The organism is Thermopolyspora sp. NPDC052614 (genome assembly GCF_040678635.1).
Lineage (GTDB): Bacteria > Actinomycetota > Actinomycetes > Streptosporangiales > Streptosporangiaceae > Thermopolyspora.
The window spans coordinates 1-19,673 of record NZ_JBFATZ010000013.1 but is presented as its reverse complement, the minus strand read 5'-3'; the positions used below and the strand labels follow the sequence as shown (position 1 = coordinate 19,673).

The window sequence follows — 19,673 nt, the reverse complement described above, 5'->3', positions numbered from 1 at the left end:
CAGGCGGTTCGATCCCAGAAGGAGCCGTCAAAAGGAGCATCGTGTCCGTCACCTCCCCTCCGGCCAGCCGGCCTCCACGGGCGCGGCGCGGCGACCCCGTGCCGCCCGCCGCCCTGGCGGCCCGCAGACGCCCCCGGCTCGCGGGGGCCTGGCCGTACCTGCTGGTCGCCCCCACCGTGATCGGGGCCTGCTACCTGCTGCTCTACCCGGTGCTGCGCAGCGTGGTGATCTCCTTCCAGCACTTCAGGCTGGGCGAGCTGATCAGGGGCGGCGCCGAGTTCGCGGGGCTGGAGAACTACCGGCAGGTGGTGACGGACGCCGAGTTCTGGGAGGTGGTGCGCCGCACCTTCCTGTGGACGGCGATCAACGTCGTGCTGATCATGGTGATCTCGACGCTGGTCGCGCTCATGATCGAGCGGCTGGGGCGGCGCATGCGGCTGGCCGTGATGCTCGGGCTCGTGCTCACCTGGGCGACGCCGGTCATCGCGGCCACCACCGTCTTCCAGTGGCTGTTCCAATCCCGGTTCGGCGTGGTCAACTGGCTGCTCGTACGGCTCGGCTTCGAGTCCTACCGCGACTACCCCTGGTTCGCCGACGGCGACGCCACCTTCGCCATCCTCGTCATGCTCGTGGTGTGGCAGTCGGTGCCGTTCGCCGCGCTCACCCTGTACGCCGGCCTGACCACCATCCCCGGCGAACTACGCGAATCAGCCCGCATCGACGGCGCCTCGCCCACGCAGGTCTTCCGCGAGGTGACCTTCCCGATCCTGCGCCCGCTGTTCGGCCTGATCACCTCGCTGGAGGTCATCTGGGTCTTCAAGTGCTTCGCCCAGATCTGGGCGGTCAGCCGGGGCGGGCCGGACGGGGCGACCACCACCCTGCCCGTGTACGCCTTCCAGGTCGCCCAATCCCTGCACCGGTACGACCTCGGCTCGGCGATCGCCACGCTCACCGTGCTGATCCTCCTCGTCGTCCTCGTCGCCCACCTGCGGCGCATGTTCGCCTACGAAGGAGAACAGCCGTGACCGTACCGCCCACCAACCTCGGCCCGGCCGCCCGCCTCAACCGCCCGGCGAGCCCCCGCGCGTCCGCCCGCCTCGGCCCGGCGGCCCGCCTGCGCCGGATCGCGCTCAACCTGGCCGCGCTCGTCGTGCTGGCGGTGTCCGTGTTCCCCGTCTACTGGATGGTGATCACCGCATTCAAACCCACCACCGAGATCCAGTCCGAAACGCCCGGCTTCTGGCCGGCCCACCCCACCCTCGACCACTTCGCCACCGCGATGAGCGCCGACGGCTTCCGGCTCTTCTGGCGCAACAGCCTCGCCGTCACCCTGGGCGCGGTGCTGCTCGCGCTCGTCGTGGCGCTGCTGGCCGCGTTCGCCGTGGCCCGGATGCGCTGGCGGGGCAGGCGGGCGTTCATCCTCATGGTGTTCATCGCCCAGATGGCCCCCTGGGAGGCGCTGCTGGTCGCGATGTTCATCATCGCCCGCGACACCGGCATGCTCGACCGGCTGTCGATGCTCACGCTCATCTACTTCATGATCACCCTGCCGTTCACCATCATCACGCTGCGCGGATTCATCGCCGCCATCCCGCCCGAACTCGAAGAGGCGGCCCTGATGGACGGCTGCACCCGCGCCGCGGCGTTCCGGCGCGTGGTGTTCCCGCTGCTCGCGCCGGGGCTCATGGCCACCTCCCTGTTCGGGTTCATCACCGCCTGGAACGAGTTCGCCTTCGCCAACGCGCTCATCATCAAGAGCCAGGACGACCGCACGCTCCCGGTCTGGCTCTCCTCCTTCGGCAACGTCTTCGGCACCGACTGGGGCGCCACGATGGCCGCCGCCACGCTCTTCATGCTCCCGGTGCTGCTCGTCTTCCTCGTCCTGCAACGCCGCGTCACCTCCGGCATGATCGCCGGCGCCGTGAAGGGATAACACGTGATCATTCCTCGGCCACGCCAGTTCGACGTCTCCGCAGGCTCCATCGCGTACCACCCTGACCGCCCCGATTCGGTACGGCTCGCGCCGGACGACCCCGCCCTCGGAGAGGAGGGATACCGGCTACAGGTGTCGCCGTCCGGCATCGAGCTGACCGCGGGAGGCCCGGCCGGGCGGTTCTACGGGCGGCAGACGCTGGGCCAGTTCGGGTCGGCCGTGCCGTACGGGACGATCGTGGACCGCCCCCGCCACGCCTGGCGCGGCGTGCTGCTCGACGTCGCGCGGCACTTCATGCCGAAGTCGTTCGTGCTGCGGCTGATCGACCTGCTCGCCGCGCACAAGCTCAACGTCCTGCACCTGCATCTCACCGACGACCAGGGCTGGCGGCTGGAGATCAAGCGGCACCCCCGGCTCACCGAGGTCGGCGGCAGACGCGGCGGCTACTACACCCGGCAGGACATCCGGGACATCGTCGCGTACGCGGCGGAGCGATTCGTCACGGTCGTCCCCGAGATCGAGATGCCCGGCCACGCCCAGGCCGCCATCGCCGCGTACCCGCACCTCGGCAACCATCCCGAGCGGCGGCTTGAGGTGTGGACGCGGTGGGGGATCAGCGAGCACGTGTACAACCTGGAGGAGTCCACGATCCGGTTCTGCCAGGAGGTGCTCGACGAGGTCGTCGAGCTGTTCCCGAGCCGGTACGTCCACGTCGGCGGCGACGAGTGCCCGCCCGCCGAATGGGCGGCCAGCCCCCGGGCGCGGGAGCGGCTGCGCGAACTCGGCCTCACCGGACCCGAGGCCGCCTGCGGCTGGTTCATCGGCCGCATGGCCGAGCATCTCGCGGCGCACGGCCGCAAGCTCATCTGCTGGGACGAACCCGACCGAGACCCCATTCCGGGCACGGCGGTCATGCTGTGGCGCGAGGAAAGCGAGATCCGCGACGGCGTCGAGGTCGTGCTCACCCCGCACACCCGGACGTTCTTCGACTACTACCCCTCCGACGCCCCCGGCCAGCCCCCGGCCCAGGCGGGCGTGCTCACCCTCGCCGACGCGTACGGCTTCGCCCCCGCGCCGGGCGTGCTCGGCGTCCAATGCCAGCTCTGGACCGAGTACATGCCCACCCCCGAACAGGTGGAGTACATGGCCTTCCCCCGGCTGTGCGCCTTCGCCGAGGTCGCCTGGGGCTCCTCCGGCGACTACGCCGACTTCCTGCGCCGCCTCGACCCCCACCTGGCCCGCCTCGCCGCCCAGGGCGTCCGCGTCGGCGCCCTGATCCCCTGATGACACCCCTGACGAACCCATGACACCAGTCCTGTAATCGCCGGGCCCGGCAACGACATAACACCCGGGGACGCCCCCGTCCCCGCACCCGCCTTTCACCACCCCCCACTTCGTCGGCTCCCCCCAGGTGCCGACACGCGGAGAACGGAGTTCGTCATGTCCACTCGACGATGGCCCTGGCTCACCTCCCTGCCCACACCCCCACACCGCCCCCGGCGACGGCCCAGGGTAGGGCCGCACCACGGTCGGCCGGCCGTACTGGCGTGCGCCCTGGTCCTGGCCGTGATCGGCGCGATCGGCGCGATCGCCGTGCCCGCCAGCGCCCAGCAGTCGCTGCGCCTGCAGTACCGCACCAGCGCCACCGGGGCGACCGCCGACCAGGTGGAGCCCTGGTTCAACCTGCTCAACGACTCCTCCGGCGCGGTGCCGCTGAACGAGGTGAAGATCCGCTACTACTTCAAGGCGGACTCGCCGACGCAGCAGTACCGCTTCGCCTGCTCCTGGGCCGTGGTGTCCTGCAGCACCGTCACCGGCACGTTCGGCACGATCTCGCCCGGTACGTCCACCGCGGACCGCTATCTGGAGGTGGGGTTCACCTCGGGGAGCCTCGCACCGGGGGCGCAGACCGGTGACCTGCAGCTCCGCTTCTACCGCGCCGACTGGCAGAGGATCAACCAGAGCGACGACTACTCGTTCGCGCCGGACCGTACCTCCTATGGGGACTGGACCAAGGTGACCGTCTACCGCAACGGGACGCTGGTCTGGGGCACCGCGCCGACGGGCGGCGATCCCACCGAGACGCCCACCGCCACCCCGACGGTCACCCCGACCACACCGGGCGGTGACGGCGTCGTCTTCGACGACTTCTCCTACACCGACTCCAACGACCCGGCGATCACCGCCCACAACTGGACGGTCCGCTCGTACGTCGGCGGCCCCGGCGTCCCCGGCGCGTCCTGGCCCAAGGGCAACGTCACCTTCCCGACGATCAGCGGCGCCAACAAGGCGATGCAACTGCGCGCGGTCACCGACGGCACGGCGAGCGGCACCCAGCAGGCCGAGCTGTACCACCAGCGCAAGTTCTTCGAGGGCACCTACGCGGCACGGGTGAAGTTCTCCGACGCCCCGGCCTCCGGACCCGACGGCGACAACGTGGTGCAGACGTTCTTCACGATCACCCCGCTCGCCTTCGACCTCGACCCCGACTACGGCGAGCTCGACTTCGAGTACCTGCCGAACGGCGGCTGGGGCGCCCAGGGCCCGATCATGTACACGACCACCTGGGAGACGTACCGCAACGACCCCTGGCTCGCCGTCAACACCCACACCGAGACCGTGACCAGCTACGACGGCTGGCACACCCTGGTCATGCAGGTGTCGGGCGGCACCGTCCGCTACTACATCGACGGCGCGCTCTTCGCCGAGCACGGCGGCATCTACTACCCCGAGACGCCCATGTCGGTGAACTTCAACCTGTGGTTCATCAACGACGGCCTGCTCGGCAGCTCGGCCCAGCGGTCGTACGTCGAGCAGGTCGACTGGTTCTACCACACCAAGAACGAGGTGGTGAGCCCCGCCCAGGTTGACGCCCGGGTGAACGGCTACCGCTCCTCCTCGACCACCTGGGTGGACACCGTGGCCGGCTGATCGGCGGAGCACGGCGACGGCGCTTCCGGTGGCCCGCATGACCCGGGCCGCCGGAAGCGCCTCGGCGCCGCCGCCGAAGCCCGGGACGGCGGCCACCGATCGCGACCGACGGATCCGGGCCGTACGACGGTGGGCCTATGGTTGGGGGCATGGCCACGCAAGCGCAGTCCGGGGGACGCCGGCAGTTCCTGACCCGGAGCAAGGTCGTGGCGGCCGGGCGTCGCGTGGCCGAGACCGAAGGCGTCGCCGGTTTGACGATCCGGCGCGTCGCGGCGGAGCTCGGGGCCGCCCCGATGGCCCTGTACCGGCACGTCAAGGACAAGCGTGAGCTGATCCTCGCCCTGCTCGACGACGTCGCCGCCGGGCTGCCGCCGCTGCCCGGCGAGGAGGGCACCCCCCAGGAGCGCGTCACCGAGGCCTTCATCATGCTCGACGCCTACCTGTCGCAGCACGCGTGGGTCGTGGAGATCCTGCGCCAAGGCGAGCTGTTCGCCCCGCGCGCCGGGGCGCTGTTCACCTGGGTGCTCGACCGCTTCGCCGAACTCGGCCACACCGACGAATACGGCATCGAGGTGTACGCGACCCTGTGGTGGTTCGTCCTCGGCCACCTGTCCTACCTGCCCGGCGCGGCCCTCGACCGGCGGTCCTGCTCACCCTGGACATCACGATCGTCAACGTGGCCCTGCCCAAGATGGCCACGGAACTGGGAGCCGGGCTCGACGGGCTCCAGTGGGTCATCAACGGCTACACCCTCGCCTTCGCGGCGCTGCTGCTCACCGCCGGATCCATCTCCGACCGCGTCGGACGGCGGTCCATCTTCCTGGCCGGGGTGGCGCTGTTCACCGCCGCCTCGGCCGCCTGCGGATTCGCCTGGAACCCCGCCTCGCTCGCCGTCTTCCGCGTGCTTCAGGGCGCCGGCGGCGCGCTGGTCATGGGCACCTCGATGGCCTTGATCGCGGGCGCGTACCCGCCGGGACCCGCCCGCAAGGGCGCGATCGGCGCCTTCTCCGCCGTCGGCGGAGCCGCCGCCGGTCTCGGCCCGCTCGTCGGCGGCGCGCTCGTCGACGGCCTCGGCTGGCGTTGGATCTTCTACATCAACATCCCCATCGGCGTCCTCCTGATCGCCGGAACGCTGCTGGGGCTGCGCGAGCCCGCCCGCGAGGCCCCCGCGGGCCGGATCGACGTGACGGGCGCGCTGCTCGCCACCGTCATGCTGTTCACGCTCAACTACGCGCTGATCGCCGGCCCGGACGACGGCTGGGGCTCGCCGTGGGTGCTCGCCACGCTGGTGGCCGGGGTCGTCCTGCTGGGCGTCTTCGTTCTCGTCGAGCGCCGCATCCCCCACGCCGTGCTGGACGTGCGACTGTTCGGCATCCCGTCGTTCAGCGGGGCCGTACTGCTGACCTTCATGGCGCGGATCACCAGCTTCGGCATCCTGCCGTACCTGATCCTCTGGCTGCAGGGCATGCTCGGCCACACGCCGCTGGAGACCGGCGTGCGCCTGCTGGCGCTGACGCTGCCGATCCTGATCGTCGCCCCGCTCGCCGGACGACTGGGACAACGCATCCCGGCCTCCCGCCTGATGGCGGCGGGCTTCCTGCTGATCACGGCCGCCTTCCTGGCGCTGTTCAGGATCGGCCCCGACAGCGCCTGGACCGTGGCGCTGCCCGGCTTCGTGCTCCTCGGCGTCGGCGGCGCGCTCGCCTTCCCTCCACTCCTCGGCGTGACGCTCGACGTCGTGCCCAAGGAACGGGCGGGCATGGCGTCCGGCCTGTCGAACACGTTCCTGCCCCTCGGCACCGCCACCGGCGTCGCCGTCTTCGGCGCGGTCTTCACCGCCCGCATCGACGCCGAACTCCCCGACCCGGTGGCGGCGGCCGTCGCGGGCGGCCGCTTCGACCTGGTCCCCACTCAACTCCGCGCGACAGCCGAAACCGTCTTCACCGAAGCGCTCACCACCACCTGCCTGATCGCCGCCGCCGGCGCCCTCGCCGCCGTGGTGATCTCACTCGTGCTCATCCGGGCGCGTGATTTGCACTCCGTCAGCCCGCGTGTTCCTGCGTAGCTTCCTGCGTGACCTCCTGCGTGACATGGAGGGAGGTGGGGATGAGCGGTCCGACCGGCTTGGTCTTCGTCGCCTCGACCAGCAGGGCGGCGAACTCGGTCGGCCTGCTCAGCCACGGCGAGTGCCCTGTGTCGATTTCCAGCGGGACGACGCCCAGACGCTTGGCCTGCAGGCGCGCGAGCGCCGGGAAGCAGGTTGTGTCCCGTGAGCCCATGATGAAGCTACGAGAGAGGTCGGCCTGCTTCCAGAAGTTCGGGACGAAGACCGGAACGGTCAAGGGAGCGAACGGTTCCGGGACGAGCTTGGAGTAGGCCCAGTCGATGAGCTCGTCGGAGCAGTCGTTGTAGAAGGCCATGACCGCGCCCTGGCGCTCGAAGTAGAACGCCTCGTTGCCTTCGGTCATCTTGATGTAGGTGTCCAGCGGCGATTCGTCGTCAACGGGCGAGTCCGAGCTGCCCCCGAGGGTCGTCGAGGTTGTTTCGTAGGGGAGGGGCATTCCCTCGACCGGGAGAATGCCGGCCACGAAGCAGATGTGCGCGACGAGGTCGGGCCGCTCGTTCGCGGCGATGGTGGCGACCACGCTCCCGGACGAATGCCCGACGAGCACGTCGCCCGGCTGCAGAAGCTCTAGGACGGCGTCGCGGTAACCATCAAGTGTCGCCACTTCGTCGCGCCGGGTGCCGTGACCAGGGAGCTCTACCGCCACGAGCTCATGGCCCAGTTTTGCCAATTCGGGCTTGACGAAGTCCCAGGCCCATGCTCCGTGGCAGCCGCCGTGAGCAGCGAGGAATCGCATTTGGAGACCTTTCGCGAGGGGGCGCGCCGGGCCCGATGTGCGGCGCCGGCGGCAGAGGCGAAGCTATATGTCTGGTTTGCGCGCTGTCAATGCTTCGCCGGACCTTCTGTCGGCAGATGCCGTTCTGATCCTAAATAACTGTTGACACTAGCGAGGCCGCGCCGCTTCCGCCTGCTCCAGCGGATCGTTGCCGTCGCGGCGTTGCACGGTGAAGGTGGCCGGCGGATCGAACCGGTCGGTCGAGGAGGTGACGATCATGTCCCCGTACACGAGCGTCCGGTCCGCGATCAGCCAGTCGCCGTCGTCGCGGCGCTGGAACAGGTCGATGTAACGCACCAGGGCCTGCGTCCGCCGCACCTGTCCCGCCGAGTCGGGGCGCTCGCGCTGGGCGACGGTCACGTAGGACTCGACCCTGGCCTCCGTCGGCGAGAGGAAGGTGCAGGCGACGTTGGTCAGCACGTGCGCGGAGTGCTCGACGGTTTCGTGCCGAGCCTGAAGTCCCGGCACCAGGTCGCGCCGCGGGTTGCCGGACACCCAGCCGTGATCGTCCACGGCGTCCTCGTGGAACGAGGACAGCAGCAGCTCCCAGTCCTTCCGGTCGATGCCCCTGCAGAAGCGCAGCAAGGTGTCGTGGATCCGGGTCCTCGCTTCGAGTTCGTCGAGGAAGGTCGGGAAGTGTGAAGTCATGGCCGCCCCTTGTGTTGACACTTAATCGCAGTGTACTGGCATGATGTGCGAACTCTGCACCGAGCGGGCAACTTCGCCGTCACAAAGTGTTGACATTTCTCCTGGTTGGTTTCAGGCTGTGACAGCAGCCAGGCCAAGCCGCAGAGAGGCCACAGAGAGCAGGTGCTTCCATGACCCGAACGTCGTCCGAACACGACCGTCAGGTGGCCGGCCGTCTGGCGGGCAAGATCGCGCTCGTCGTAGGAGCGGGCTCGGTCGGCCCGGGGTGGGGGAACGGCAAGGCGACCGCGGTGACGTTCGCCCGCGAGGGCGCCGCCGTGTTCTGCGTCGATCGCGATGCGGCGGCGGCGGAGGAGACGGCCAAAATCATCACCGATGAGGGCGGACGTGCCCACGCGTACGCCGCCGACGCGACCGACGAGCGCCAGTCACGCGACATGGTGGCCGCCTGTCTGGAGCAGTGGGGGCAGATCGACATCCTCGACAACAACGTCGGGATCGCGGAAGTCGGCGGAGTCGTCGACATCGAGCTGTCGACCTGGGACCGCGTAATGGACGTCAACCTCAAAGCGGCGCTGCTGGCCATGAAGCACACCATTCCGCACATGGCCTCCCGCGGCGGCGGGTCGATCATCAACATCGCCTCGGTCGCCGGGACCCGCTGGCTCGGCGTGTCCTACGCCGCGTACTACGCGTCGAAGGCCGCCTTGCTGCACCTCACCCGCACCTCCGCCGTCGAGTACGCGCGCGAGCGGGTGCGGATCAACGCCATCTCGCCCGGCGCAATGCAGACCCCGATGGTCGAGCGGGACGCGGGTTCTCCGGTGTGGACAGCGCGAACGTGGAGGACATGTGGGCCAAACGCGCCGCGCTCGTGCCGATGGGAATCGGGGGTGAGGGCTGGGACGTGGCCTGGGCCGCGGTGTACCTCGCCAGCGATGAATCCAGGTACGTCACCGGAATCGACCTCGTCGTCGATGGCGGGCTGTCCCTCAAATGGTGACCAGCTCCACAGAAAGCCGACAAGCAGGGAGCCGTTCATGAGTGCTGACCGATTTCAGAACAAGGCCGTCATCGTGTCCGGGTCCGCGTCGGGAATCGGGCGGGCCAGCGCCGTGGCGTTCGCGCGTGAAGGGGCGCGTGTCGCCTGTCTGGACATCGACCCGGCAGGCGGCGAGGAGACCGTCGCCATCATTCGCGCAGCCGGCGGATCGGCCGCCTTCTTCCCGGTCGACGTGCGCGACGCGGAGTCGGTACGCACCGCCACCGAGCAGGCCGTCGATTACCTCGGCGAACTGCACATCACCCACAACAACGCCGGAGCCAATGGCTACGCCACCATTCACGAGATGCCCGTCGAGGACTGGGACCACATCTTCGCCGTCAACACCCGTGGCGTGTTCCTCAGCATGAAGTACCAGATTCCCCATCTGCTCGACCGTGGCGGGTCGATCGTGCTGACCGGGTCGATCATCCAGCACGGGTCACGACCCAGGACGGCCGCGTACTCGGCCAGCAAGCTCGCGCTGAACGGCCTGGCCCGTGCGGCGACCCTCGACTACGGGACGAGGGGCATCCGAGTCAACGTGGTCAACCCGGGCACCATCGACACCCCCATGGTCCGCAAGGCTTTCGATGCCGTGAACGACGAGGCACGGTTCGCCGAGATGCGCGACGAGTGGGTCCGCACCCACATGGCGGGAATGCGGCGAATGGGCACGCCGGAAGAGGTCGCCGCGGCCGTACTCATGCTCTCCGCCGACGACGCGTCGTTCATCAGCGGCGCCACCATCGTCGTCGACGGCGGCGCCACGTCGGCGCTGATCTGAGCGTCAGATCACCGGCGTCAGCTAACCGGGGTCAGCTCGCCGAGGCGGAGGCCATCGGGCCGCCCAGCACCCGGCGCATGAGCTGTCTCAGCGCAGCCGGTTCGTAGAGCGGATCGACGATGGTGAGCACCCCGAACGCCGTGCGCGCCAAATGGCTCGTCACGATCTGCGCGGCACGCCCGGCGTCGGCTTCCTGGCACGCGGTGAGCAGCTGCTCGTGCTCCTGGAGCGCGATCGGGTGCCCCACGCCCCGCATGTGCAGAAGCCTGATGTACCGTCCGGCGTGTTCCCGCAGCTCGTGCACCACCCCGTAGATCCGGCCGGGCGCGCGGGCGAGGGCGAGTTCGTGGAACCGTTCGTGCGCCGCTTCCCAGGCGTCTTCGTCCGTCTTGTCGGAGGCCTGCATGGCCGCGAACGCCTCCGCCATCTCCCGCAGGTCGTCCTCGGTCAGCAGCGGAACGCTGAGCTCGATCGCGAGCCTCTCGTTCACGCACCGCAGCGCGTAGAGCTGCTCGGCGTCGGACGCGGACAGCTCCGCCACGCGGCTGCGGCGGTTCTTCTCCGAGATCACGAGGCCCTCGTTCTCGAGCCGGCGCAGCGCCTCACGCAGCGGGCCGCGGCTGATCGCGAGCTCGCGAGCGATGTGGACCTGGTTCAGGTAGCTGCCGGGCGCCGCGCGGCCGGCGAGGATGTCCTTGCGAATCTTGAGGTACGCGACCGTGCTCGCGTCACGCCCGCTGTCCGTCGGCTCGTCCTCGGGAGAAGCCGAGTCCGCCGCCTGCTGGGTGACGCCAGAGCGCGGGAACCGGTCTTCGGCCAAGTCGGGCCTCCGATCTCGCTTGGCGGCAGTCATTTTTCCGTTCGGAGGCTACGCCCTTCAGCGCCGTCCTCACGACAGCGCGCCGGTACGCCAGCCGCTAGATGCTAACACATCGCGAGCCCAGTAAGACAATTCGCGGACCATGTGGCTCCCTGAGTGGCCGCTACTGTCGTCATTTGGGCCGCTCATCTTGCTCTTTTCCCGCCTAAGATCCGATCCGGTCCGCAGAAGTGTTGACACTTCGTGATACGGTGAAGCCAAAGTGGAGCGTTAGCCGATGCACCTCGCCGCAAGGCTCCACTCCATCCGCCGAGCAAGCCGCGCGTACGTCAGCGGCCCAGGCGGCCTTACGGAACGGACGAAGGCATGCGATTTGTGACTGTGAGGCGGCCTGACGGGTCCACGTCGGCCGCCGAACTCGTTGACGGCGCGGTGAAGCTCTTCGACGCCCCCGATGTCGGCACGCTGATCAGGCTCCGGGCGCGGGGAGGCGACGTCGCCATCACAGGCGAGCTGGACGCGAACGGCCTCGATCTCGCTCCGGTCGTCACGACACCAGGCAAGATCATCTGCGTGGGCGCCAACTACCGGGCGCATCTGGCGGAGATGGGGGTCGAGCCACCCGACTACCCGACGCTGTTCGCGAAGTACGCCGAATCGCTGATCGGCCCCCACGACGACATCACCCTGCCCGCGATGTCGCAGGCGATGGACTGGGAAGCCGAGCTCGCCTACGTCATCGGCACCGAGATCAGGCGCGGCTCGGAGGCGGAGGCACGAAACGCGATCGCCGGGTACACCGTCACGAACGACATCACCGCCCGCGACGTACAGTTCCGCACCATGCAGTGGCTGCAGGGCAAGACGTTCGAGGGCACGAACCCGCTCGGCCCCGCGCTCGTCACCCCCGACGAGGTCGACCACGCGGACGACCTGGCCGTCACCTGCACCGTCAACGGCGAGGTGATGCAGTCGGGCCGGACCTCGGACATGGTGTTCTCGCCCGCCGCGGTCGTGTCGTACCTGAGCCACATCCTCACGCTCAAGCCCGGGGACCTGATCCTGGGCGGCACGCCCAGCGGGGTCGGCCACGCCCGCAAACCTCCCGTGGCGCTCCAAGCGCAGGACGTGGTGGTCACGTCCGTCGAATCCATCGGAACGCTGACGAACACGTGCGTCCGCGAAGCATCGGCCACAGCCGGAGAAGCCAAGAGGGGAGCGGCAGCATGACCGGCACAGCCACAGAGACCCCCACAACTGAGACCCCCACAACTGAGACCCCCACGATAGAGACCCCCACCGACCTCGCGACGGCCGCGATGGCCGAGCTCGTGAGCAAGGCGCCGACGACGGTCGACTTCCACATGGACGTGCTGTGTCCCTTCGCGTTCCAGACCGCGCGATGGCTGCGCAACGTCCGTGCGCAGATCGGCCTGACCATCAACTGGCGCTTCTTCAGCCTCGAAGAGGTCAACCGCGTCGAGGGTAAGAAGCACCCGTGGGAGCGCGAGTGGTCCTACGGGTGGTCGATGATGCGCATCGGGGCCTACCTGCGGCGGATCGACATGTCCCTGGTGGACAAGTGGTTCGAGACCGCGGGCTGGGCGCTGCACGTGGACGGTCGCCGGCCCCACGACCCGGAGGTCGCCCGTCACCTGCTCACCCGGATCGGCGTCGACGCGGACGTGGTCGACAAGGCGATCGCCGACCCGACCACCCACGACGAGATCAAGGCCGACCACCAGCGGGTGCTCGACGCCGGCGGTTTCGGCGTCCCGTCGATGTTCTTCGGCGACCAGTTGCTCTTCGGGCCGGTCGTGATGGATCCGCCGACCGGCGCGGCGGCACTGCGCCTCTGGTACGCCTTCACGGCCTGGCTGGAGTTCCCCCACCTCTACGAGACACAGCGCCCGAAGACCAAGGACGACGACGAGTACATCGCCACCACCATCCGCCCCTACCTGGAGGCCAGGGACTGGGTGAGCATCAACCGGGGCAAGGTCATCGACTTCGGCGTCCACGACCCGAAGAACAGCAAGAAGGAGGACTGATGAGCAGCAGGCGCCTGGAAATGGCCGATTTGCTCGGCACCGTGTGGGCGGACCTCGACCGGCTGCTCACTCCGCTGCCGGCCAGTGAGTGGGACACCCCCGTGCTCCCCGGCTGGGACGTGCACGACACGCTCGCGCACATCATCGGCACCGAGCGGATGCTGGAGCAGGGCCCGGAGTCCATCCGGCAACGCGTGGCCGCCACGACGCTCGGCGAAGGCGTCAAGTCGCACGTGCGTAACGTGATCGGCCAGACCAACGAGGCCTGGGTCGACGCCCTGCGGCCGCTCACCCACGAGGAGCTCCTCGCCGAGTTCCGCGCGGTCACCGCTCGCCGCTCCGCGTTCCTGCGCGCAATGTCCGACGAGGAGTTCGAGGCCGTGGGCTGGACGCCGGGCGGGGAGCGCCCCTACAGCGGGTTCATGCGGATCCGGATCTTCGACTGCTGGATGCACGAGCAGGACATCCGGCACGCGATCGGCAGGCCGGGCGGTGAGGGCGGCCCCGTCGCCGAGGAGTGCCTGGAGGAGGTGAAGGCCGCGCTCGGGTTCGTCATCGGCAAGCAGGCGGGCGCGCCGGACGGGTCCTCGGTCACGATCGCGCTCGACGGCCCGGTGACCGAGCGGATCCACGTCGCCGTCGAAGGCCGCGCGAAGGTCAAGGAGGCGCTCGACGGGCCGGCGACGGTCACGCTGCGGCTGTCCTCGGCGCTGTTCATGCGCCTGGTGGGGGGCAGGATCGATCCGCGCGTGGCCAAGCCCCAGGTCACGATCGAGGGGGACCAGGCCCTCGGCACGAAGGTGCTGGACAACCTCGCCTTCACGGTCTGACCGGCCGTGCCACGGCCCGCTCCGCCGCGGTCGAGGGGGCGGAGCGGGCCGGTCCCGGCTCAGAGCTTGAGCAGCGCGTTCTCGACGAGTTCGCTCAGCGCCGGGTGGATGTAGAGCATCCCGCGGGCCATCTCGTCCACGGTCTGGCCGAACCGCATGCCCTGGATGAGCTGCTGGATCAGCATGCTCGCGTACGGCCCGATGATGTGGGCCCCGAGCAGCATCCGGGTTTCCGCGTCCGCGATGAGCTTGCAGAAGTTCCGGGTGTCCTCCATGGCCCAGCCGTACGCGACGTCGCGGTAGTACTGCGTGGCGGTCACGTAGGGGCGCGTTCCCGCGCGGCGCAACTCCTGTTCGGTGAGCCCGACCGAGGCGATCTGAGGGCCGGCGAACACCGCGTGCGGCACCGGCCACAGGTCGATCGCCCGCAGGTCGCCCGGGTGGACGAGGTTGTGCGCCACGATCCGGGCCTCGGCGTTGGCGGTGTGCTTGAGTTGCGCGGGGTTGGTGATGTCGCCGAGGGCCCAGACACCGGGGGCGGTCGTACGCAGGAACTTGTCGGTCACGACGTAGCCCGCCGCGTCGACCTCGACGCCCGCCACGTCGAGGTTGAGGGCCGCGCTGGCCGGGGTGCGCCCGGTCGCGACCAGAAGCGCCTGTGCGGAAACGGAGATCCGCTCGCCGGCGACGCGTGCGTCGATCCTGATCGAGCCGTCGCCGCCGACAGCCGCTTGGAGGACTTCGGCGTTCAGGTATGTGGTGAACCTTTCGCTGTACTGCCGCGTGAATTCGCGGCTGATGTCCTCGTCCTCGCGCGTCAGCAGCGTGCCGCGCGTGATGATCGTGACGTCGACGCCGAAGCTGCCGAAGGTGTGCGCCATCTCCGCCGCGATGAACCCGCCGCCGAGCACGATGAGCGACCGTGGCAGCTCGCGGATCCGCAGGATGGTGTCGCTGGTGTGGTACGGGACCTCCGCCAGGCCGGGGATCGGCGGGATGTTGGGGGAGGCCCCGGCCGCGAGCACGATGTCGTCGGCGACGATCTGGCGCGAGGAGCCGTCCGCGGCACGGATCCCGAGCGTGCGTTCGCCGGTGAACCGGGCTTCCCCGGTGAACACCGTGACGTTGTCCAGGCTCCTGCGGTAGTCCTCGCCGCCGGCCGCGATGGGGGCGACGCGCCCGAAGACCCGCTCGACGATGTCGTTCCAGCGCACGGCGTCGAGCAGCGCGTCCACGCCGTACCGCGACGCGTGCCGGACGCTTTCGGCCACGTCCGCCGCGTACACGAACATCTTCGTCGGGATGCAGCCCCGATTCAGGCAGGTGCCGCCGAAAACGTCGCGTTCGATGATCGCGACCTTCAGGCGGTCGTAGTCGGGGGTCAGCAGGGAGTTGCCGGAGCCCGTGCCGATGATCGCGACATCGAAGCGCTCGGGCTCTGGTTCGGTAGGTGTCACAGGGAACACGGTACTGCGATCACGGCGACCGATGCCAGTCATGTGTAGACACTTGGCGGTCGGAAGTTTTGGCGCGTCATCTCCGGTGAGCAGGTCACGTACGAGGCCGTAGCCGCTCTGGCCGAGGCTGACACGGCGAGCGTGTCCGCAAGTATTGTCAACACTTAAGGCCGTAACTTGCGGACGGCCCGCGATGCCGGTGCCGTTAGGGCTGGACCGACGCCCTACTCTCGCTGGCGTCGTACAGAGTGTCAACAGATGAGCGACCTTGATGTCGCACTCGCTGCCGTTTGATGCACGTTACTCACGCCTGCCTACCAAAAGTGTCTACAAAGCATCTGGTTACAAAGGTCTAAGTGTAGTAACTTCCTCTTGGGGGCGATCAGTGTTCGACCATGCCGGCCACTCAGCATGGGGTCGCCGGGCGTCACGACCAAAGGAGGCGAGACGCAGAATGTCGATCCAGGAATCCATCGATCGGTCGCCGTTCTCGAGACGGCAGGTGTTCATCGTCGGTCTGTGCTGCGTGCTCAACGCGGTGGAAGGCTTCGACGTCTTCGTCATGGCCCTCTCGGCGGCGGGTGTGACCACGGAGTGGGGCCTCACCGGCTCGCAGCTCGGGACGCTGCTGAGCGCCACACCGGTGGGCATGGCGATCGGAGCCTTCTTCCTGGCGCCGCTCGCCGACCGCGTGGGCAGGCGGCCCTTCGTGATCTGGTGTCTCGTGCTCTGCGGAGTCGGGATGGCTCTGGCGGTGGCGGCGCCGGCCTACGGCGTCCTGCTCGTCGCGCGGCTGCTGACCGGCCTCGGCGTCGGAGGCGTCTCCGCGGGCCTGCCCGTGATCCTCGCGGAGTACACGCCGCAGCGGCGCCGAGGGACGGTCATCGCGTTGTACGCCGCGGGGCCCTCGTTCGGCGGCGTGATCGGCGGGGCGGCCTCGGCGTATCTGCTCACCGAATACGGCTGGCGCTCGCCGTTCGTCGTCGGCGCGGTCTTGACGCTCGCGGGCATCGCGGCCGTGGTCACGAGCCTGCCGGAGTCGATCGCGTTCCTGCTCGCCCGCCGCCCCCGCAACGCGCTGGCCGAGGCGAACCGGCTGCTGGCGCGGATCCGACAGCCGGAGCTTTCCGAGCTGCCCGCCGAAACGACCGCCCGCGAGTCCGCCGGGAACATCCGGGCCGCCGTGCTCGGCCGCCGGGTGATCACGAAGACGCTGCTCATCTGGATCGCCTATTTCTGCACCCAGGCGGTGTACTTCTTCGCCAACTCCTGGACCCCCAAGCTGCTGCAGTCCAGCGGTGCCTCCGCGGGGCAGGCCGCGCAGTCCGGCATCCTGCTCAACGTCGGCGGCATCATCGCGACGCTTCTGTTCGCCGCGTTCGCGCTCAAGCTCACCACCAGACTGCTCACCACCGTGGTGCTGTTCGGGGCCGCCGGTTCGTTGCTGCTGATGAACGTGGTCTTCGGGAACCTCAGCGGCGTGCTCATGGTGGCCATCCTGCTGGGCCTGTGCCTCAACGCCTCGATGGCCGGGATCTACGCGATCGTCCCGGACCTCTACCCGGCGCTGGTCCGAGCGACCGCGGTGGGCTGGGCGATCGGCGCCGGCCGGATCGGGGCCATCCTCGCGCCGCTCCTGGCCGGCATGCTGCTCGACCGGCAGTGGACCGCGGGCAACCTGCTGGTGCTGTTCGCCGCCCCGGCGGTGGCGGCCGCCCTCGCGGTGCTGGCGGTGACCCGGACCCGGCGGCCCGAGCTGCCCGAGGCCGCTCAGTCCGTCCCGGTGACCGTGCAGGCCGACGGGGGCTCGCGCCCGGCCTCCTGACGAATAGGGCCCGACGACAAAGAGCCCGACGACAAAGAGCCCGATGAAAAGAGCTCGGGGCGAACGCGGAGATCGCGGTCGCCCCGAGCTTGGCTTCGTAGCGTTGATTGTGGCGTTAATTTCGTGCGTTAACGCGGCGTCGTAGCGGTCAAGAACCGAGGCGTGCTACGACCTCGGCCCAGGTGTCGAGGTTGCGGAGCACCTCGTCCCTGGGCACCGGGGGACCGCCGAACAGGAACCGCTCGACGCCCATGTCCCGGTAACGCTCGATGGTGGCCAGGTCGACGCGTACATCGAGGACGTTGACGATGAAGGTGCGGCCGACCTCTTCGGACTTCCTCGCGAGGAACTTGATTCCGGCTTCGATGTCGTCGATGGTGGGGCGGGCTCCTCGGCCTGCCACCGGAATCCAGCCGTCGCCGATCGCGACGACGCGGTCGAGCGCGGCCTGTGAGTGTCCGCCGAACAGCACCGGCGGATAAGGCCGGGTCGCGGGCTTGGGGAAGCTGCGGATCGGGTCGAAGTCCACCACTTTGCCGTGGTACTCGGCCTCGTCGTGGGTCCAGATCTGGATGGCCGCCTCGATCGTCTCGCGCATCGCGAGCCATCGCTGCTTGGCGCCGACGCCGTGATTGCGCATCTCCTCGACGTTCCACCCCGCCGCCACGCCGCAGATGAACCGGTTGGGGCCGATCACCGCCTCCAGGGTGGACACGGCTTTCGCGAAGCTGATGGCGTGTCGCTGCGACGCCAGCGCCACCCCGGTGCCGACCACGAGCCCGGGTGAGGCCGTGGCCGCCGCGGCCAGGCTGATGAACGGGTCGAGCGCGTTCTCGTACCAGTCCGGCACGAACATCGGGTCGTCGGTGGCGGCCTGGTCCGCATGCGAGAGCCCGCCCCACGGAGTCTCCCGCTTCACCGGAATGTGGCTGTGCTCGGGCACGAACAGGGCCTGCAGGCCGCGGCTCATGATCTCCTTGCCGAGCTCCACCGGGCTGATCGTGTAGTCGGTCGTATACGAGACAACTCCAAATTTCACCTCACAGAAGCTAGTCTCGCCGCGAGGCAAGTGTCAACTCTTTGAGGAGACGGATGGCGGTATCCCTAGTCGTTTCTCGCCATATACCAGGCAGTATCCGAGCGATCTCTTCCAATGTGTTGACACTTGGGATAGTGTCGGCGGCGAACAGTGAGCCGGAGGCGGTCCATGAGAACAACGATGTCGGAACAGCCGCTCAGCGTCGTCACCATCCTCGAGCGCGCGGAACGGCACCACGGACGCAAGACGATCACCACGGCCGTCGGGCAGGCGAGGGAGCGGATCAGCTACGCGGACTGGGCCGGCCGGGTCCGTCGCGTCGTCTCGGTGCTGGACGCCCTGGGGGTCAGCGCCGGGGGGAGGGTGGCGACGTTCGGCTCGAACACCGCCCGCCACCTTGAGGTGTACTACGCGGCGCCGTGCTCGGGCCGGGTGATCCACGCGCTCAACCCGCGGCTCGGGGCCGACGAGCTCGCGTACCTGATGAACCACTCATCGGACGAGGTCGTCTTCGCCGACCGTGCCCTGCTGCCTCGCCTGGTCCCGGCGCTGACGACGGCCTCCAGCGTCAAGCACCTCGTGCTCTTCGACGGAGACGAGCCCCACCCGGGCGACCCGGGGATCGGTGACCTGGGCTGGATCGACGTGCACGCGTACGACGCGTTGCTGGACCCGGCGCCCGCCGGAGAATTGTCCATGGTGGACGAACGGCACGCGGCGGCGGTGTGCTACACCAGCGGGACCACCGGAAACCCGAAGGCCGTGGTGTACAGCCACCGGTCGATCTTCCTCCAGCAGATGTCCCTGATGATGCGGGACTCGATCGGGATCGGTGCGGACGACGTGGTGATGCCCGTCGTCCCCATGTTCCACGCCAACACCTGGGGGCTCGTCCACGCCCCGCTCGCCGCGGGCGCCGCGCTCGTGCTGCCGGGCGCCGACCTGTCGGGTCCGGCGCTGGCCGACCTGATCGTCGAGGAGAAGGTGAGCGTCACCGCCGGGGTGCCGACCATCTGGACCGCGGCGCTGCCCCATCTGTCCGGCCGGGACGCCTCGTCGCTGCGGGTCGTGATGACCGGGGGCGCCCCGGTGCCGACGGCGCTCAGCGAAGGCTACCGGCGTACGACGGGCGTTCCGCTCACGAACGCCTGGGGGATGACCGAGACCTCCGCGAGCGGGCCGGTCAGCACCCTGCGGCGCGACGAGCGGACGCGCTCGGAGGAGGAGCAGGCGCACCTGCGTACGTCGGCGGGGCGCACGGTGTTCGGCATCGACGCTCGCATCGCCGACGAAGCCGGGACAGTGCTGCCCTGGGGACCCTGCTGGTTAACTCGCGACATGCGGCGGTAGGTTCGTGACCTGAGCCCTTGATGTTCGGGATCATGCGGTCGCGGCCGGTGTTTTCCCCTC

17 protein-coding genes and 2 pseudogenes are annotated in these 19,673 nt (G+C 69.1%); 14 read left to right on the top strand and 5 right to left on the bottom strand.

Annotation, left to right across the window (positions count from 1 at the left end):
- Positions 1–41: 41 nt before the first annotated feature.
- The 6 genes and pseudogenes from AB0K60_RS25355 to AB0K60_RS25330 all read left to right on the top strand — a co-directional run bounded on the left by AB0K60_RS25355 (position 42) and on the right by AB0K60_RS25330 (position 6,929).
- Positions 42–1,025, top strand: coding sequence for a sugar ABC transporter permease (locus AB0K60_RS25355; protein ID WP_364059819.1), 984 nt, complete (start codon positions 42–44; stop codon positions 1,023–1,025).
- Positions 1,022–1,933: a carbohydrate ABC transporter permease gene (locus AB0K60_RS25350; RefSeq protein WP_364059816.1), complete on the top strand. Its 912-nt coding sequence runs from the start codon at positions 1,022–1,024 to the stop codon at positions 1,931–1,933. Before AB0K60_RS25355 ends, AB0K60_RS25350 begins: the two co-directional genes overlap by 4 nt.
- A gap of 3 nt (positions 1,934–1,936) precedes the next feature.
- Positions 1,937–3,217: a beta-N-acetylhexosaminidase gene (locus AB0K60_RS25345; protein WP_364059813.1), complete on the top strand. Its 1,281-nt coding sequence runs from the start codon at positions 1,937–1,939 to the stop codon at positions 3,215–3,217.
- Positions 3,218–3,373: 156 nt separating this feature from the next.
- Positions 3,374–4,864 carry a cellulose binding domain-containing protein gene (locus tag AB0K60_RS25340; protein WP_364059810.1) on the top strand — a complete coding sequence of 497 codons (1,491 nt, stop codon included), beginning with the start codon at positions 3,374–3,376 and terminating at the stop codon, positions 4,862–4,864.
- 137 nt (positions 4,865–5,001) lie between these two features.
- Positions 5,002–5,148: pseudogene (locus AB0K60_RS25335) on the top strand (TetR/AcrR family transcriptional regulator); the annotation flags it as partial.
- Between the two features lie 170 nt (positions 5,149–5,318).
- Positions 5,319–6,929 carry an MFS transporter gene (locus tag AB0K60_RS25330; protein WP_364059807.1) on the top strand — a complete coding sequence of 537 codons (1,611 nt, stop codon included), beginning with the start codon at positions 5,319–5,321 and terminating at the stop codon, positions 6,927–6,929.
- Here the strand turns inward: AB0K60_RS25330 and AB0K60_RS25325 are convergent.
- Together AB0K60_RS25325 and AB0K60_RS25320 are read right to left on the bottom strand one after the other, a co-directional pair.
- Positions 6,907–7,725 (bottom strand): alpha/beta hydrolase, encoded by an 819-nt coding sequence (locus tag AB0K60_RS25325; RefSeq protein ID WP_364059804.1) that lies wholly within the window; start codon positions 7,723–7,725, stop codon positions 6,907–6,909. The genes AB0K60_RS25330 and AB0K60_RS25325 overlap by 23 nt on opposite strands.
- A gap of 147 nt (positions 7,726–7,872) precedes the next feature.
- The gene (locus AB0K60_RS25320) at positions 7,873–8,412 is read right to left on the bottom strand and encodes a nuclear transport factor 2 family protein (RefSeq protein WP_364059801.1); all 540 of its coding nucleotides are present in this window, start codon (positions 8,410–8,412) and stop codon (positions 7,873–7,875) included.
- A gap of 170 nt (positions 8,413–8,582) precedes the next feature.
- Here AB0K60_RS25320 and AB0K60_RS25315 point away from each other — a divergent pair.
- From AB0K60_RS25315 to AB0K60_RS25305, 3 genes and pseudogenes are all read left to right on the top strand, one after another.
- Positions 8,583–9,215: pseudogene (locus AB0K60_RS25315) on the top strand (SDR family NAD(P)-dependent oxidoreductase); the annotation flags it as partial.
- A gap of 47 nt (positions 9,216–9,262) precedes the next feature.
- Positions 9,263–9,415: an SDR family oxidoreductase gene (locus AB0K60_RS25310; RefSeq protein WP_364060299.1), complete on the top strand. Its 153-nt coding sequence runs from the start codon at positions 9,263–9,265 to the stop codon at positions 9,413–9,415.
- Positions 9,351–10,241, top strand: coding sequence for an SDR family oxidoreductase (locus AB0K60_RS25305; RefSeq protein ID WP_364060296.1), 891 nt, complete (start codon positions 9,351–9,353; stop codon positions 10,239–10,241). The genes AB0K60_RS25310 and AB0K60_RS25305 overlap by 65 nt, the downstream gene beginning before the upstream one ends.
- 31 nt (positions 10,242–10,272) lie before the next feature.
- On the opposite strand, the gene AB0K60_RS25300 is transcribed toward AB0K60_RS25305, so the two are convergent.
- The gene (locus tag AB0K60_RS25300) at positions 10,273–11,061 is read right to left on the bottom strand and encodes a GntR family transcriptional regulator (protein WP_364059798.1); all 789 of its coding nucleotides are present in this window, start codon (positions 11,059–11,061) and stop codon (positions 10,273–10,275) included.
- A gap of 381 nt (positions 11,062–11,442) precedes the next feature.
- On the opposite strand from AB0K60_RS25300, the gene AB0K60_RS25295 reads away from it, so the two are divergent.
- Genes AB0K60_RS25295 through AB0K60_RS25285 form a run of 3 tightly spaced genes read left to right on the top strand, consistent with a single transcriptional unit; the run spans position 11,443 to position 13,942 of the window.
- Positions 11,443–12,291 (top strand): fumarylacetoacetate hydrolase family protein, encoded by an 849-nt coding sequence (locus AB0K60_RS25295; RefSeq protein ID WP_364059795.1) that lies wholly within the window; start codon positions 11,443–11,445, stop codon positions 12,289–12,291.
- Positions 12,288–13,112, top strand: a complete 825-nt coding sequence (locus tag AB0K60_RS25290; protein WP_364059792.1) for a DsbA family protein — start codon at positions 12,288–12,290, stop codon at positions 13,110–13,112. The genes AB0K60_RS25295 and AB0K60_RS25290 overlap by 4 nt, the downstream gene beginning before the upstream one ends.
- On the top strand, positions 13,112–13,942 hold the full coding sequence (locus AB0K60_RS25285) for a maleylpyruvate isomerase family mycothiol-dependent enzyme (protein WP_364059789.1): 831 nt from the start codon (positions 13,112–13,114) through the stop codon (positions 13,940–13,942). Before AB0K60_RS25290 ends, AB0K60_RS25285 begins: the two co-directional genes overlap by 1 nt.
- A 59-nt stretch (positions 13,943–14,001) precedes the next feature.
- On the opposite strand, the gene AB0K60_RS25280 is transcribed toward AB0K60_RS25285, so the two are convergent.
- Positions 14,002–15,399 (bottom strand): mycothione reductase, encoded by a 1,398-nt coding sequence (locus tag AB0K60_RS25280; protein WP_364059786.1) that lies wholly within the window; start codon positions 15,397–15,399, stop codon positions 14,002–14,004.
- 271 nt (positions 15,400–15,670) lie between these two features.
- Here AB0K60_RS25280 and AB0K60_RS25275 point away from each other — a divergent pair, with 271 nt between their 5' ends.
- The gene (locus AB0K60_RS25275) at positions 15,671–17,224 is read left to right on the top strand and encodes an MFS transporter (protein ID WP_364059783.1); all 1,554 of its coding nucleotides are present in this window, start codon (positions 15,671–15,673) and stop codon (positions 17,222–17,224) included.
- Positions 17,225–17,372: 148 nt separating this feature from the next.
- Here AB0K60_RS25275 and AB0K60_RS25270 read toward each other — a convergent pair whose 3' ends face one another.
- Entirely contained in the window at positions 17,373–18,263 is an 891-nt protein-coding gene (locus tag AB0K60_RS25270; protein ID WP_364059780.1) for a TIGR03619 family F420-dependent LLM class oxidoreductase, read from the bottom strand.
- Positions 18,264–18,443: 180 nt separating this feature from the next.
- Here AB0K60_RS25270 and AB0K60_RS25265 point away from each other — a divergent pair, with 180 nt between their 5' ends.
- On the top strand, positions 18,444–19,613 hold the full coding sequence (locus AB0K60_RS25265; protein ID WP_364059777.1) for an AMP-binding protein: 1,170 nt from the start codon (positions 18,444–18,446) through the stop codon (positions 19,611–19,613).
- The last annotated feature ends 60 nt before the right edge of the window (positions 19,614–19,673 follow it).

Bases quoted from the DNA above. Each gene is read 5' to 3' on its own strand.
- AB0K60_RS25290 (WP_364059792.1), top strand. From the start codon at position 12,288: ATGACCGGCACAGCCACAGAGACCCCCACAACTGAGACCCCCACAACT.
- AB0K60_RS25310 (WP_364060299.1), top strand. From the start codon at position 9,263: ATGTGGGCCAAACGCGCCGCGCTCGTGCCGATGGGAATCGGGGGTGAG.
- AB0K60_RS25305 (WP_364060296.1), top strand. From the start codon at position 9,351: ATGAATCCAGGTACGTCACCGGAATCGACCTCGTCGTCGATGGCGGGC.
- AB0K60_RS25265 (WP_364059777.1), top strand. From the start codon at position 18,444: ATGTCGGAACAGCCGCTCAGCGTCGTCACCATCCTCGAGCGCGCGGAA.
- AB0K60_RS25285 (WP_364059789.1), top strand. From the start codon at position 13,112: ATGAGCAGCAGGCGCCTGGAAATGGCCGATTTGCTCGGCACCGTGTGG.
- AB0K60_RS25325 (WP_364059804.1), bottom strand. From the start codon at position 7,725: ATGCGATTCCTCGCTGCTCACGGCGGCTGCCACGGAGCATGGGCCTGG.
- AB0K60_RS25320 (WP_364059801.1), bottom strand. From the start codon at position 8,412: ATGACTTCACACTTCCCGACCTTCCTCGACGAACTCGAAGCGAGGACC.
- AB0K60_RS25340 (WP_364059810.1), top strand. From the start codon at position 3,374: ATGTCCACTCGACGATGGCCCTGGCTCACCTCCCTGCCCACACCCCCA.
- AB0K60_RS25275 (WP_364059783.1), top strand. From the start codon at position 15,671: ATGTCGCACTCGCTGCCGTTTGATGCACGTTACTCACGCCTGCCTACC.